The organism is Lactococcus sp. UBA7128 (assembly GCF_002492185.1).
Lineage (GTDB): Bacteria > Bacillota > Bacilli > Lactobacillales > Streptococcaceae > Lactococcus > Lactococcus muris.
The window spans coordinates 1-13,108 of record NZ_DKXK01000092.1 but is presented as its reverse complement, the minus strand read 5'-3'; the positions used below and the strand labels follow the sequence as shown (position 1 = coordinate 13,108).

Sequence of the window (13,108 nt, the reverse complement as noted above, 5' to 3'; positions counted from 1 at the left end):
AAAATTCGAAGAATTGCTAGAAAGTATTAATCAACAACTCAATAAATATGCGGACACAGTCGCAGAACGTGATGCACAAGATGCTCAAAGTTTTGGATTTTAAAAGTGAGCACCCTTGTGGTGCTTATTTTGTTTTTTATGGAGAATAAATGAAAAAGCATAAATTTTTATGGTTTTTTGGCGTCCTATTTTTCTTGGCGTGTTCATCTGCCTCTGTACTGGGAGACAGTGATGGAAGTTTACAGCTTCAGTCTGAGATGATTACTAACCAATCTGGAGGAGGCGCAAGTGTTTCGGAGTTTGGGATTCGTTCTCAGCTATTTTCGACATCCCTGTATGAAAAGGAAGAAGAGAAAGAAAAGCAAGAAGCGGAAACTCTCAAGCATGTTCAAGCTATAGATTTTAATAAAAACAGTCAGAATAAGTTGTATAAGACAAATGTTCAAAATGTAAGGACAGAATTATTTAAAGACTATAAACAGGCAAACGTTGCTTCAACATCCTCAGGTACAGAAGTTAAAACGAAGGGAATACTTGTATTACTGATTTTGGCGATACCTTTAATGGTTTTGACAGGATTTGCGGCAAGACGTTTTGCAAGACGAAAGAGGAAGCGATGAAAGATCATATTGAAATCAGTTTAGAATGGATGGGAAAGCAAGTTGACTTAGCTGTCCCGTCAATAGTTACTTCAGAGCGCCTGATTGAATTGTTGAGTCAAGCCTTTGAAGCAAAAGGACAAAGCTTACCAGAAAAATGGAGTTTTGTTGTTAAAGGAAAGTCAATAGCTCTTGAAAGTGGATTAACGTTAAAAGAGCTGGGTTTGGGAAATGGAGATATATTACAGCTCGTTGTAGGAGAAGAAAATGAAATTATTTGATGGACAGGATACATTAACGGTTAAGAGGGAAGAAAATCGTTTTATTGTTTTTTTAACAGGAACGCAGGTTAACCAGCAAGAATTGAAATTTATCAAGAATAAAACTGATCTGACTGCATCTGCAGATGAGGAATATGCTTTTCAAATTTCCTACAAGCTGACACGTAATGCTAAAAGTTTGTCTTCTCTTAAGGCACAAGCAAAGTCAGAGATAGAGCGTCTGGAACTGGCTCTAAAATTAAAAAATTTGATTGCGCAAAAATCAGGATACAGAATACCCTTTGTTCATCCAGAAAATATCTTTTTGACAGATGGAAAACTCTCTTTTGTTCATGTTGGGATGAAGGAAGGAGTTGTACCTATGGAAACAGACAGTGCACTGTTTCTTTCACAATATAAGGCCCTTATTTTATCAATTTTGAATTCTAAAATCTCTTATGAAAATCTTGTAGGAGGAGAAGCCAGCCTCAGGGACAAGTTTAGTCAGTCTCTAGTGGCTTGTAGCAATTTTGAAGAAGTTGATGCTTTATTAGAAGAGAAATTTTCTCGCGAAAGACAAAGGGAAGAAGCATCTACCATTAAGGTGTCCAAGGGGCGCTACAGTTTCTTCAAATATGCAGGTTCTGCCGCTTTGATCGCTGCAATTATTATGGGAGTTTTGACCTTTATGGATCAAAATGTAACCATACCTAAGCAGAAAGCAATTATGGCTGCACAATCAGATTTTATCACGAATCATTACGATAAAACCTTGGAAGATTTAAAGGCTTATCAACCTGAACAGCTTCCTAAAGAAGCGCGTTTTGTCATGGCCTCTTCTTCCATTCATTTGGCAGATTTGAGTCAAACTCAAAAAGCGGCAATTTTAAACAATATTTCCTCTACAACAGATGACAATACGTTGAATTATTGGATTTATCAAGGACGGGGGGAATTTGAAAAATCTCTGAATTTAGCAAAGAATATTGGCGATGACCAGTTGACTTTGCTTGCCTACACTGATCTTTATCAAGTGACAAAATTAAACAGCACAATGAATGGTGACGAGAAGCAGAAGAAACTTGAAGAATACAATAAAGCAATACAAGAGTTAAGTAAAAGCTTAGGAAAATAAACAGTATGAAAGAATTATTTGAATTAGAACATTCACAAAAAGAAAATCAGAATTTTCTCTACGATGCACGTCATCCCGAAGAAATTCTCTATATTATTTTCATATTAAAAGACAAGTTGGAGAAAGTGACATTAACTGAATCGCAAATGACTGCTTCTTATGCGCATTTGTTGTTTGGCGTTGTTAACGATCAACTTCTTGTTAACGGTGAAAAGCTTTCTAAAGGGAGGCACAATGTTGAGGGTGTTCCTCTGTTTGTCTTGTTGGCAGAGGAGCTGCAGACACACTTTTTGGTTTTAGATAATCATGAGTTTGTTATCCATAATCAAACAACTCCGTGTGCTATTCAGACGCAGGATGATTCTCTCATTATTATTGACAATGAGGATGAGGCGCAACCTTTGGCACTCATAAAACCTTTAGGGGACTTTGTTTATTATAACGATGAGAAGCTGAACTATAGTACGAGCGTGTTATTCAAGATTGGAGACACTCTCCTTACGCCTGAACTGATGATAGAGCGACGTGCTGAACAATGGAAAGTGACGGCTTTTTCACAAGAGGTGATTTTCAATCCTGAGTTTTTCTTGGAGCAGCAGCGTAAGCTGGAAAAGCCTCAGGATTTCCCCGAATATCGGCGTTCTCCGCGCTTGAATCTAGAAATTCCGGAAGAAAGCTTTAAGTTTGAAAAGATAGGAGACAAGGAACAAGCGCCTAAAGGTGGGTTACTCAAAGCTATTTTACCTCCTATAGGAATGCTTGTGGCAGGAGGTTTGACAACACTTTTAGCAGGACGTAACGCGCTTATGATGATGGCGACTGCGCTTGTCAGTGCAATGACTGTTGTTTTTACAGTCACGCAATACCGCACTGAGAAAAAGGACCGTCTAGAGCGTGAAAGACAACGGGAAGAAGACTATCAGATTTATTTAGCAAAGACAACTTCTAAGCTGAACCAAGCGCACCGTCAAGAGAATAAAGTACTGCATTATCAACAACCTTCTCCACAGAGATTGCTTGAGAAGATTGAAAAATATGATTCACGTCTTTATGAACGCATGGCTAATAACAAGGACTTTTTGCAAGTTTCCTTAGGAACAGGGACACAGCCTTCTGGCTTGAAGGTGGAAACAGACTATACACCGCGTGATGAGGGCGAGTGGGCCAGCCATGTTAAAGGATTGGTGGGAAAATATACCAAACAAGAAGATACACCAGTGACGCTGGATTTAAGACATCAAACTCTTGGACTAATCGGAAATTATGAGCTATTAAAAGATACAGTTTCCAATCTTTACTTGCAGCTGGCATTTTTTCATTCTTACCGTGACCTTAATTTTATCGCTTTAGTACCTGAAAAATCCTATAGAAAAGATTGGCACAAATGGCGTTTTCTTCCCCACTTTAAGGTACAAGGTATTAATACGCGAGGAATAGTGCATAATGCCAAATCTCGTGACATGGTGCTTTCTAGCTTTTACCAAATCATTAGTTCGCGGCAGCAAGAGCTGAATGCAGCAGGACGTGAGAAACCAACCTTCCTTCCTCATTTTGTCTTTACAATTTTTGATGATTCTTATCTGGCGGGGCATGGACTCAATGAGTTTTTAGCTGAAGATATGTCTGATCTGGGTGTGACTGTGATCTGGTGTAAAGAGGACAAGAAACTCTTACCTGAAACAATCACTGCTCTTGTAGAAGTGAAGAACCAGCAGGCTGGTGTACTTATTCAAGACAATGGTCATCATATGGACAAGGTGTATCATCCTTATCCAGCGCTTGAAAGGCAAGAAAACTTTGAAGTTATTCTTCGTCAAATGTCCAGTTTAGAGCACATGGAAGTGGAGAAAAATGCGATTCCTGAGCGCCTTAGCTTGTTGGAACAATATTTGGTCGAAACAGTCGAAGACTTGGATATTGCGAGCCGTTGGGATCAAGCAGAACCAAGTAAGTCTATTGCCTCTATGATTGGATGGAAAGGTAAGAAAGAATTTGCCTTTTGGGATTTGCACGAACAAGTACACGGTCCCCATGCTATCGTAGGGGGAACTTCTGGATCTGGTAAGTCTGAATTTCTGACGACTTACTTGATGGGATTAGCCATCAATTTTTCTCCAGAAGATATAGGTATGCTTATCATCGACTGGAAAGGTGGAGGAATTGCGGATACCTTGGTTAATCTTCCACATTTCATGGGTTCAATTACCAATCTGGATGGTGCTGGCACTGCGAGAGCTTTGGCTTCCATTAATGCAGAGCTCAAGAAACGCCAGCGTGAATTTAGAGAATACGGGGTTCAAAATATTGCAGGCTATACGAAGCTTTATCGTGAGCGTTTGAACCCACGTGAGGGAGTAAAGTATCCAGAAAAACCTTTGCCTCACCTCATGCTGGTTTCAGACGAATTTGCGGAACTCAAAGAAAATGTGCCAGAGTTCTTGGATGAGTTAACATCAGTAGCACGTATCGGACGTTCCCTTGGGGTGCATCTGATATTAGCAACTCAAAAGCCAGATGGTGTGGTCAATGATCAGATTGATGCCAACTCTAAGTCTAAAGTTGCTTTGAAGATGTCGGATGAGGCTAACTCGAGAGCTTTGATTAAGACAGGGGATGCTGCACACATTACTAACGCAGGACGTGGTTATCTTCGTGTAGGTGAGAGCGAAGTTTATGAGTTGTTCCAATCTGGTTACGGAGGAGTAGAATACAATCCACACGCTACACAGGAGGAAACAAAAGATGAGCGTATCTTCCATATCAATGCTGTTGGGCAGTGGGAACTTTTCTATGACCCGCGTGAGGAAGTGATTGATCAAAATCATGATAAAGAAGAGCTTCCTACGCAGTTACAGGCGACGATACAAGAAATTGTGAAGACCTTTGAAGAATCAAGCTATACAAAACCAGATAAACCTTGGCTACCAAATCTAGCTGGAGCAATTGTAACAGAGCCAGTGAAAAGGGAAGAAAAGCGTAACCTATCTATTCCTTTCGGTGTACTTGATATTCCAAGCTTACAAAGCCAAGAAGTTTACCATTATGATTTGGAAGAAAGCTCTCACACAGTGCTTTTTGCAAGCCCTGGTTTTGGGAAATCCACAGCCCTTCAAACGCTTGTTATGAACTTGGCCCGTCAGAATACACCAGAGCAGGTCCAATTCAACCTATTTGACTTTGGAACCAATGGCTTATTGCCGCTGAAAGAGCTTCCTCATGTGGCAGATATCGTGACCTTGGAAGAAAATGAAAAACTCCAAAAAATGCTTCAGCGCTTGGAACAAAATCTGGCAGAACGTAAGGCTTTATTCAAAAAAGTGGGCGTTGCGAATCTTAAACAGTATCAAAGTAAAACGCAACATGAACTGCCAATCATTGTGAATGTTTTAGATTCTTATGACGGCTTAAGTCCAAATGATAATCGTAAAGATACGATTGATAATCTTTTACTGAAAGTCTTACGTGAAGGTGCTGCTGTAGGAATTTATTTGGTACTCACTGCAGGCCGTTATAATGCTATCCGCATGAATATGATGGCCAATATTCAGACAAAAATGGCGCTCTTCTTAAATGAAGATGGAGATCTCAGCAATCTATTCGGTCGTGAGAAATTAGAACAGGTGGAACTTCCAGGACGTGCACAAATCAAACTGGAGCAACCTTTGGCCCTTCAAATATTCCTACCTACAAGGGAGGAGAATGAAGTTGATGCGCTTGCGGCACTTGACCGAGAAATTGTAGCAATGAAAGAGGAGTGGAAAGGGGCTTTACCAGATGAAATTCCAATGGTTCCTGATGAATTAACACCAGAAATCTATAAATCATTGATTAGCCGTGAGGAACACGTGATGCCTCTAGGACTTAATAAATTAAGCGCTCAGCCAGAATTCTTCAAATTCTTTGAAGCCAAGAGTTTGGGAATTTTCCCTGCATCTGCAAAGCAGTTTAAACTACTGATGCCTTTCTTGATGGAACAGATATTTGAAGCTGCTGGCGAGGCAGAGCTTGTCTTAATCGATGCCAGCAAGAACTTGGAACACTATGCTTCTCAATCTACTGCATATATCTCGAAAGAAGCAATCATCACACAAAATATGGATCTTCAAAAGGCATTGAAGGCTTGGCTAGAAGAAGAAACAACGACAGCACGTGTATTAATCATGAATGGACTTGCAGACCTTGTGACGCAACTCAACATTCAACAAGGACAGCTGGTTTCCTTGCTCACTCAAAATAATCCTAACAAGCAATTGATTGTGATGGATTACTTCACCCGCGTAGGGAATAGTTTCAACATGCCTACAACGGCTGTGCGTGAAAATGCTTATCAGATTCTCTTTGGCGGTGACTTGAACAGTCAGCATCTGATTGAAAATCTTCCTCTGGAAGTGAAGAAAGAGGTTGTCAATAAAAATGTTCTGCATGCAGTGAAAGATGAAGAATTCTTTAACATTGTCGTTCCTGTAGAAAGTGAGGAGGCTTAAAATGTCTGAAAATGCAAAGAAACTCCAGTTTTTAGGTCTGGGATCAGTTGTTGAGATTGACCATATGGATGCTTTAGCAGACACACTTTATGTGATTGTGGCAAGAGCAGTTGGAAAGGACAGCTCGGGGGAGACAATTTTACGCTATCAAGTTGCACCTCATCCACAAGGGGGCTCTGCAAGACAAGCAGATGCGATTATCACGCTTGCGGAATCTGACATAACGAAGATTGTCTACGAAGGCTATCGGGATGAAAAAGACGATAAGTTTTTGTCTGACATGATAGCTGGGATGGAAAAGGCAATTAAGAAAATGGGAAGCTCTCCTAAGGCTACGGCAATTCCCCAAGAAAAAAAGGAAGAGAAGCCAGTTGTTTCAGAACCGCCTAAGGTGGAGGATGAAAAAGAACTCTTAAAAAGAGATCCCTTTTATAAGTTTAAAAAGTAAATCAAAGAAAGGATAAGGGTAATGGGAGCAATAAAATCAGATATAAGTGCAGCTTCAGATGCCGTTTCGATGTTTAACACCAGTGGACAGGCTTCAAATACAAAGTTTGAGCTTGGGGAAAGCAACATTGCAGGTATGAAAAGGGCAGCAGAGGTTTCTAATAGTATCATTGAGGACCTAACAAAGCTTCAGTCAAGTATTAAAACACAAGCTGATAAGTTCCCTAAGCTGGCTGCGGTCATTGAAGAAAGAGATAAGCAAGATGCAGTTGCTTTAACCGACATGAGCTGGGGCTTTTAATCGATGGCGAAGGATAAAAAAGCAGACAAGCGTTTAGAATATGATTGGAAAATCGCATCCATAGAAAGTAAAAGTGATGAACTGTGTCTAGAAGAGCAAAAAGCACAACAGGCATTGGAAAATTTTTCGACCATCATGATGAGCAGTTTTAAGCAACTTCAAGCCATTGACGACGACATCAATAGGAGAAGTCATAGGCAAGATGCTTACAGTGAAACTCAGCAAAAGCAAAAATATATCTCGGAACTTATTTTTCAGCAACAAGAGGCATTAAAAGCTGAGTATAAAAAAGAGAGACTCAAACTTGAAGCAGAACGAGAAAAATTGCAAAAAGAGAGGGACAGTTTATCATGGGACTAATCTATAATCCATCTGAATCGCAGGGACTTATAGCTGCCTTAGACGGAAACATTGGAACTGCGGAAGTAATAATTGATAACCTCAATCAAGCCAGCCAACATTTGACATCAGCCTTAGACACAAACGCATTATCTGGGGCAGCCTATACCGCTGGTAAGGGAATGTTTTCACAGCTGGTGCTTCCGACGATTTCAAAAGCCTCAAAGGCAGTAGAAAAATTAAAAACAGAAGTCCAAAAATATAAAGGTTATGATTCGGCAGTGGGCAATGAAGTTTTAGATGAAGACAAGCTAAATATGCAGCTTCAAGCTTTAAAAGCTCAACAATCCTCCATAACTTCACAAATTAATTCTTATAAACAGCTCGCTTCAGCTCATCCCGAAAATAGCGATTTGAACACAAGCTATGTTCATCTAAAAGGACAATTGTCCTCTTATATGAGTACCGTCAACAATGATATTCGGAAAGTTGAAAAAAAGCTTGAGAAACTGCGTGAGTTTAATGATAACGTGGGAGCGTTGTTTAAGAGTAGTGCCAACGAATTTAAGGCGATTCTGTCGATTGTCTCAGTGTTAGGAGCTGCGCAGTTTGATGAGCTGGGCCAACTGATTTTTAATGAAAAAAATATGGCGTTTTTTAAGGCATCAGGCGAGGAAATTTTATCTAAAGTTTCAGATAAAAAAGAGTGGTTCAATGAATCCCTGAGTAAATTTTTTGAATCAATTACAAATAAAACAATAGAGGAAAGAAAAAATATTGGTAAATCTTGGGGAGCTAAACTGCAACCTAGAAAAAACGGAAAATTTGTGAAAGACAGTTTTACTCCAAGAAGATGGCTCAGTGGTAAACTAAAAGGTATTTCTAATCCAGTAAGTGACAGGATAGGCGCATTTGCAAAGTGGGGAGGCAGAGGCCTTGTTGTGCTAGGAGCAGTTGAAAATTACAATGAATATAATGTGAAATACCATAATAAAGGTAGGGCAATTGCCTACAGTGGGGTTGCTACCGCTGCAAGTTATTGGGCTGGTAGTTTAGGAGCTTCTATTGGTACAGCCGTTGCAGGAGCTGCTGTAAGCTCTGGTATGCTTGCTGGAGGCGCGGCATTGACTGCAGTGGTTGCGGTTGCTTTGCCTGTAGCAGGAGCAATTGTTGCTGGTGCTGTGGCTGGCATAGCAGTTAAAGCATTATATGATAATGTGAAACCAGTTAGAGATATTGTCAACGGAGCGGGCGATATGTTAAATGAAGCTGGAAATAAGGTTAAAGATGCTGTTACAAATGTTGGTAAGGCATTTAGTAATCCCGAGAAATCTTTGAAAGGCTGTTTCGGATGGTAACTAAAAATTACGATAAATACATGATAGAAGATGTCAAATATATTAATGTCAGGTATTTTTTGATTAAACTTCAGGGGAAATCTTATATCATAGATTTCTCAAATCCCAAAGATATAAGAAACTATTTTCCTGGATTTTTTCCTGATGTAAATAAATCTTGGAAGATTTATGAAGTGACTGGAAAAGAAAATCAGTATAACATAAAGCCTTTGCCTTTCTATCTAAAACAAAATTCCGTATGGAGCGTTCTGGTAATATACATTCTGTATCTTGTAAATATTGGGCTTTTTCCTAAGTCCCTTAATATTTGGGATTTGACATATGATCAAAGAATTGCACAAAACTGGGAAATGGTAGTTTTGCTGATTTTTTGTGGTGCAGCTGTTATTTTCGGTCTTCTTTATAGTCGTAAAACAAAAATTAACCTCACAGAGCCCTACAAGACGCTCGTACCGGTAGACAAAGAAGAACTCACATCGAAAAAAAGAAGTTTTTCTATTTTTATAGGACTTCCTATATTCATAATTATTCTATTGATTATCAGCATTTCCAGTTCAAGTTATTCACAGTTGTTCATGTTTGGAGTCTTTCCAATCTATTCCCTGCTCTTTAACAGATTTGGAAGTTTTCTAGATATAAGAACAAATAAATATCAAATAAAAGAATAGGAGAAAGGTTATGTTAGCGATTGGAAGTATTGTTTATCTATCAGACGGAAATCAAAAAATTATGATTCTAAATCGTGGACCTGTTGTTGAGCAAAATGGGGAACAAGTTATTTTTGATTATACGGGGGCTTTATATCCCAACGGCTTAGATCCTGAGCAAGTGTACTATTTCAATGACGATGATATAGATGAAGTCGTTTTTGAAGGCTACAAAGATGAAGAAGAGGAGCGTTTCAGGACATTGTATAATAAATGGTTGGATAGAGAAGGAGCGAAACTTAAAAAGGGAGTAACCTCATAATTTGGACATGTTTTATGTAAATGGATAAATTATGATGCATAACGCAAACATCCTTAAAAAGAAAGGGATAGCTAATCATAGAACTAATCTATAATCCCTCTGAATCTTAAGAGCTTGTGTCTGCCTTAAATGGAAAGAGCAGAACTGCAAAGGAATATCAAGAAAAAAATAATTACACATCCCTTCGTGAAGATGTCAGTCAATTTCTTGAAGAAAATAAATTAGTAGAATAAACTCTACTAATTACTAGTGATGATTTAAAGAAATCGTCAGTAGTAAAGAGTAGAAAAATAAAGGAAGTATTATGGAGAAAAAATTTGTAAAAAATGTGAAGAAAAAACAATGGCTCTCTATTGGCTTATTGACGGTTGCCGTGCTTGCTCTTATAGCTGTCTTTGCTTATTTGAGCTTTAATAAAAAGACACAGAAAACCGTTTCAAAACCAACGATTGCTTTGGTCAATGAAGATAAGGAGTCGAGTTTTAACAAGAAAGTCTATAATTTTGGGAGAGACTTTGTTAATTTAGTATCCGGAGATACGAAGTACAATTGGCAAGTTGTTTCACGTTCTGTCGCAGACCGGGCTTACAAGGATAAGGCAGTAGATGCGGTGATTTATATTCCGCAAAACTTCTCTCATGATATCTTGACCTTACAGGATATCAACCCGATACAGTCTCAGGTCAATTATAAACTTCAAAACAACCAGTCAGAGTTGTCCCAGAATTTACTTGATGATAAGATTATGACCATTTTGCGTGATTTCAATCAAAGTATTGTCAAGATGTACTATGCTTCAGTTGCAGGGAATATCTTAGAAGCTCAGAATAACATGAATGCCGTCATTGCAAATCATGGGAAAGTATTGACGAACCTTTCTAGTCAAGTTTATGGTCCATTTCAGACAACCAATCAAAACTATTCCTCTGTTGTAACCGCAGCTGAAAGTTTAAAGTCAGCAAATAGCGCGTGGATTGCTTCGCAAAATAGTTTTAGCAAGTCGACACAAGGCATGCTAGACTCAACAAGCAAAACATTTAACAACCAGTTGCCTCGCTTAAAGCAGTATTTTGATACTCAGAAAGAAATCACAGATGTCAATCTGAAAAATGGTAATCAAGCCATTATCAATCAAGCAGAAGAAGATCAAAAAGCTTATTTTAAACAGTTTGATGGTCTCTACCTTGATACACTCAATAACTTATCTCCTTTTTATAAAGATGAGGGTAACGGTAAGACATCTGGTCTCTTTGCCAATCTCCAGCATCAAGTGACGGATTACAATGAAAATATCAAAGAATTGCGGAAAAGTTTGGACACACAGCTTGGGGCCCTTAATGATAATCGCGATGACTTATTCAAGTTAGAAGCTAGACTCTACGAGCAATTTTTTGCTCAAAAAGACTTAAAGTTTGAGGACTTTAATAAGGTGGAAGATGTTCTACGAGATCCTAAAAAGGCAGAAAAGCTAGCAAGGAAAGCCTTGGCTCAAAAGATAACATCATTTAATCACGAGGATAATCTTAATGACACAGCTTACCTATCAAATCTGAAAAAATTACTGGGAGAAATACCTTGGGAAATTTCAAACTATAAGGCTTTGTTTGAGGCTATGGAAGCTTCTGGGGCAGATGTTTCTCAATACAAAAAAGACTTGAACTTGATTGAACGCTACGGGAATGCGTTACAAGCATCTGGTGAAAAGGTGCCGCAAAGACAAGTATCATTCCTCCGCGATATCCCTACAGTCAACACAAGGGAACAGTCTTTCCACCAAACGTTAAACATCACAGTTCCTGCAGGGAAACAATATGAGCTTAAACCGCTTAAAATTACAGGAGCTCAAGTAACCTACAATAAGGACGGATCAAGCATAAAACCAGAAGAAGGTGAGATTATTGATAGGGGAAATAACACTCTTGTTCTTTATAACAAAAGCACAGAGGGGGCAGAAGAGGGTAAAAAAGATGGAAAAGATGCAGCTTTTACGATTGTTTATGACGTTTCCCTTGCACAGAGCACAAAGGCAAACATTGAATTTGGCTGGGGTGAAAAAAATCCGAAGGAGAACTCTACTTCAGCGGATTACACACTGTATCCAAGGAATGAAATTTCTGATTATTTAGGCGGGAATAAGTTTGGAAGGATTGCTGAACTCTTGGGGAATATCGATAAGGCTGCTACTCTTATCACATGGATTTATGGGGTACCAAATTCTTCTGTGAATAGAATGAACACATTGGAGGACTTTAAAAACGCATCACCAAAATCTATTTACAACCTGTATGGCAATATGGACATGTCTCAACTGGAAAAACGCCTAAGTGACAGTGATGTAAAGGTGTATCAAGAAGCAGGTCAAGAGAATATTAAAGCTTTGATTGAGTCAATTACTGCCCTAAATGGAAATATTGATGATTTAAGCAAAGCTAAAGACAGTTTGAACGATAATCAGTTACCAGAGAAATATTTTGAACAAAATATGAGCGAACTCTTCAACTGGTATAACAATACGCTGGCCTCAATTGACCGATATTATAAGTCATGGAAGAAAAATGATGCGCAGACACTCGCCTTAAAACCTTGGCAAGAGTATAACTCTGCTGATGTCGCGCTCTATCAAGACAAAGCAGCCAGCGATGACCTTTACAAAACCATTTCCGAACTGTCAACAAGCACGGCGCAAAGGGCAGAAGAAACTGCTAAAAGTGCCCATATGATTAAAGACAATGCTGACGAATTTAACCGGCTGGTCGCGACAACGCAGGAGACAAAAACTTCTGCAGAAAAACTACTGAAAAACACAGACAATCTATTGAATGATGGAAATAGTTCGTTCAATAAGAGTGAAGATTACAATAACAATTTCAGTAAGGTTCTGTCGAATACACGTAGCCAAGCTGCTGACAAAAATCAAATATTTAACTTCTTTGCGCAGCCATTTAGCATTAAGAATCTTACAGAAGCAGTTGATTCAATCAAAAAGGAATTTGATTGGCGCTGGCTGATTATCTTTATCCTAGGTTTATTACTGGGTGTGCTGGGCACTCTTGTTTCTCGAGTAATCACGAAAAAGCATAAGAAGGTTTGAGGTAATAAAAGCAGAGAATATTTAACCATATAAAGTTAAGGAGCTCCAGTCGGAGCTTCTTTTCTTCATGTCTAAAGCCAAGCCCCAAGCCAAACCATCCACTCTTTTCTCATCAAACACTCATT

General features: G+C 38.9%; 11 protein-coding genes and 1 pseudogene. All 12 read left to right on the top strand.

The genetic code is table 11. The features are described 5' to 3' along the window. A pseudogene (locus B4H39_RS09995) lies at positions 1 to 103 on the top strand (WXG100 family type VII secretion target); the annotation flags it as partial. 46 nt (positions 104 to 149) lie between these two features. Further along, entirely contained in the window at positions 150 to 620 is a 471-nt protein-coding gene (gene essA / locus B4H39_RS09990; RefSeq protein WP_202230307.1) for a type VII secretion protein EssA, read from the top strand. Continuing rightward, a complete protein-coding gene (locus tag B4H39_RS09985) occupies positions 617 to 880 on the top strand; it encodes an EsaB/YukD family protein (protein ID WP_202230308.1) in 264 nt (87 codons plus the stop codon). The genes essA and B4H39_RS09985 overlap by 4 nt, the downstream gene beginning before the upstream one ends. Further along, on the top strand, positions 867 to 1,994 hold the full coding sequence (gene essB / locus B4H39_RS09980; protein ID WP_251420653.1) for a type VII secretion protein EssB: 1,128 nt from the start codon (positions 867 to 869) through the stop codon (positions 1,992 to 1,994). The genes B4H39_RS09985 and essB overlap by 14 nt, the downstream gene beginning before the upstream one ends. Before the next feature lie 5 nt (positions 1,995 to 1,999). Beyond that, a complete protein-coding gene (gene essC, locus B4H39_RS09975) occupies positions 2,000 to 6,478 on the top strand; it encodes a type VII secretion protein EssC (RefSeq protein WP_251420652.1) in 4,479 nt (1,492 codons plus the stop codon). Position 6,479: 1 nt separating this feature from the next. Next, positions 6,480 to 6,926: a DUF4176 domain-containing protein gene (locus tag B4H39_RS09970; RefSeq protein WP_202230311.1), complete on the top strand. Its 447-nt coding sequence runs from the start codon at positions 6,480 to 6,482 to the stop codon at positions 6,924 to 6,926. 21 nt (positions 6,927 to 6,947) lie between these two features. Beyond that, positions 6,948 to 7,226 (top strand): hypothetical protein, encoded by a 279-nt coding sequence (locus B4H39_RS09965; protein ID WP_202230312.1) that lies wholly within the window; start codon positions 6,948 to 6,950, stop codon positions 7,224 to 7,226. A gap of 3 nt (positions 7,227 to 7,229) precedes the next feature. Further along, complete coding sequence (locus B4H39_RS09960; RefSeq protein WP_202230313.1) at positions 7,230 to 7,586, top strand: hypothetical protein; 357 nt, start codon at positions 7,230 to 7,232, stop codon at positions 7,584 to 7,586. A 101-nt stretch (positions 7,587 to 7,687) separates the two neighbouring features. Then, a complete protein-coding gene (locus tag B4H39_RS09955) occupies positions 7,688 to 8,923 on the top strand; it encodes a hypothetical protein (RefSeq protein WP_286927575.1) in 1,236 nt (411 codons plus the stop codon). Continuing rightward, the gene (locus B4H39_RS09950) at positions 8,917 to 9,591 is read left to right on the top strand and encodes a hypothetical protein (RefSeq protein ID WP_251420650.1); all 675 of its coding nucleotides are present in this window, start codon (positions 8,917 to 8,919) and stop codon (positions 9,589 to 9,591) included. Before B4H39_RS09955 ends, B4H39_RS09950 begins: the two co-directional genes overlap by 7 nt. Positions 9,592 to 9,601: 10 nt before the next feature. Beyond that, complete coding sequence (locus B4H39_RS09945) at positions 9,602 to 9,892, top strand: DUF4176 domain-containing protein (protein WP_251420648.1); 291 nt, start codon at positions 9,602 to 9,604, stop codon at positions 9,890 to 9,892. A gap of 304 nt (positions 9,893 to 10,196) precedes the next feature. Further along, on the top strand, positions 10,197 to 12,983 hold the full coding sequence (gene esaA, locus B4H39_RS09940; RefSeq protein WP_251420646.1) for a type VII secretion protein EsaA: 2,787 nt from the start codon (positions 10,197 to 10,199) through the stop codon (positions 12,981 to 12,983). Positions 12,984 to 13,108 lie beyond the last annotated feature (125 nt).

Excerpts from the sequence above, each read along its gene's own strand:
- esaA (WP_251420646.1), top strand. The coding sequence starts at position 10,197 with ATGGAGAAAAAATTTGTAAAAAATGTGAAGAAAAAACAATGGCTCTCT.
- B4H39_RS09945 (WP_251420648.1), top strand. The coding sequence starts at position 9,602 with ATGTTAGCGATTGGAAGTATTGTTTATCTATCAGACGGAAATCAAAAA.
- essC (WP_251420652.1), top strand. The coding sequence starts at position 2,000 with ATGAAAGAATTATTTGAATTAGAACATTCACAAAAAGAAAATCAGAAT.
- essB (WP_251420653.1), top strand. The coding sequence starts at position 867 with ATGAAATTATTTGATGGACAGGATACATTAACGGTTAAGAGGGAAGAA.
- B4H39_RS09960 (WP_202230313.1), top strand. The coding sequence starts at position 7,230 with ATGGCGAAGGATAAAAAAGCAGACAAGCGTTTAGAATATGATTGGAAA.
- B4H39_RS09985 (WP_202230308.1), top strand. The coding sequence starts at position 617 with ATGAAAGATCATATTGAAATCAGTTTAGAATGGATGGGAAAGCAAGTT.
- B4H39_RS09970 (WP_202230311.1), top strand. The coding sequence starts at position 6,480 with ATGTCTGAAAATGCAAAGAAACTCCAGTTTTTAGGTCTGGGATCAGTT.
- essA (WP_202230307.1), top strand. The coding sequence starts at position 150 with ATGAAAAAGCATAAATTTTTATGGTTTTTTGGCGTCCTATTTTTCTTG.
- B4H39_RS09965 (WP_202230312.1), top strand. The coding sequence starts at position 6,948 with ATGGGAGCAATAAAATCAGATATAAGTGCAGCTTCAGATGCCGTTTCG.
- B4H39_RS09950 (WP_251420650.1), top strand. The coding sequence starts at position 8,917 with ATGGTAACTAAAAATTACGATAAATACATGATAGAAGATGTCAAATAT.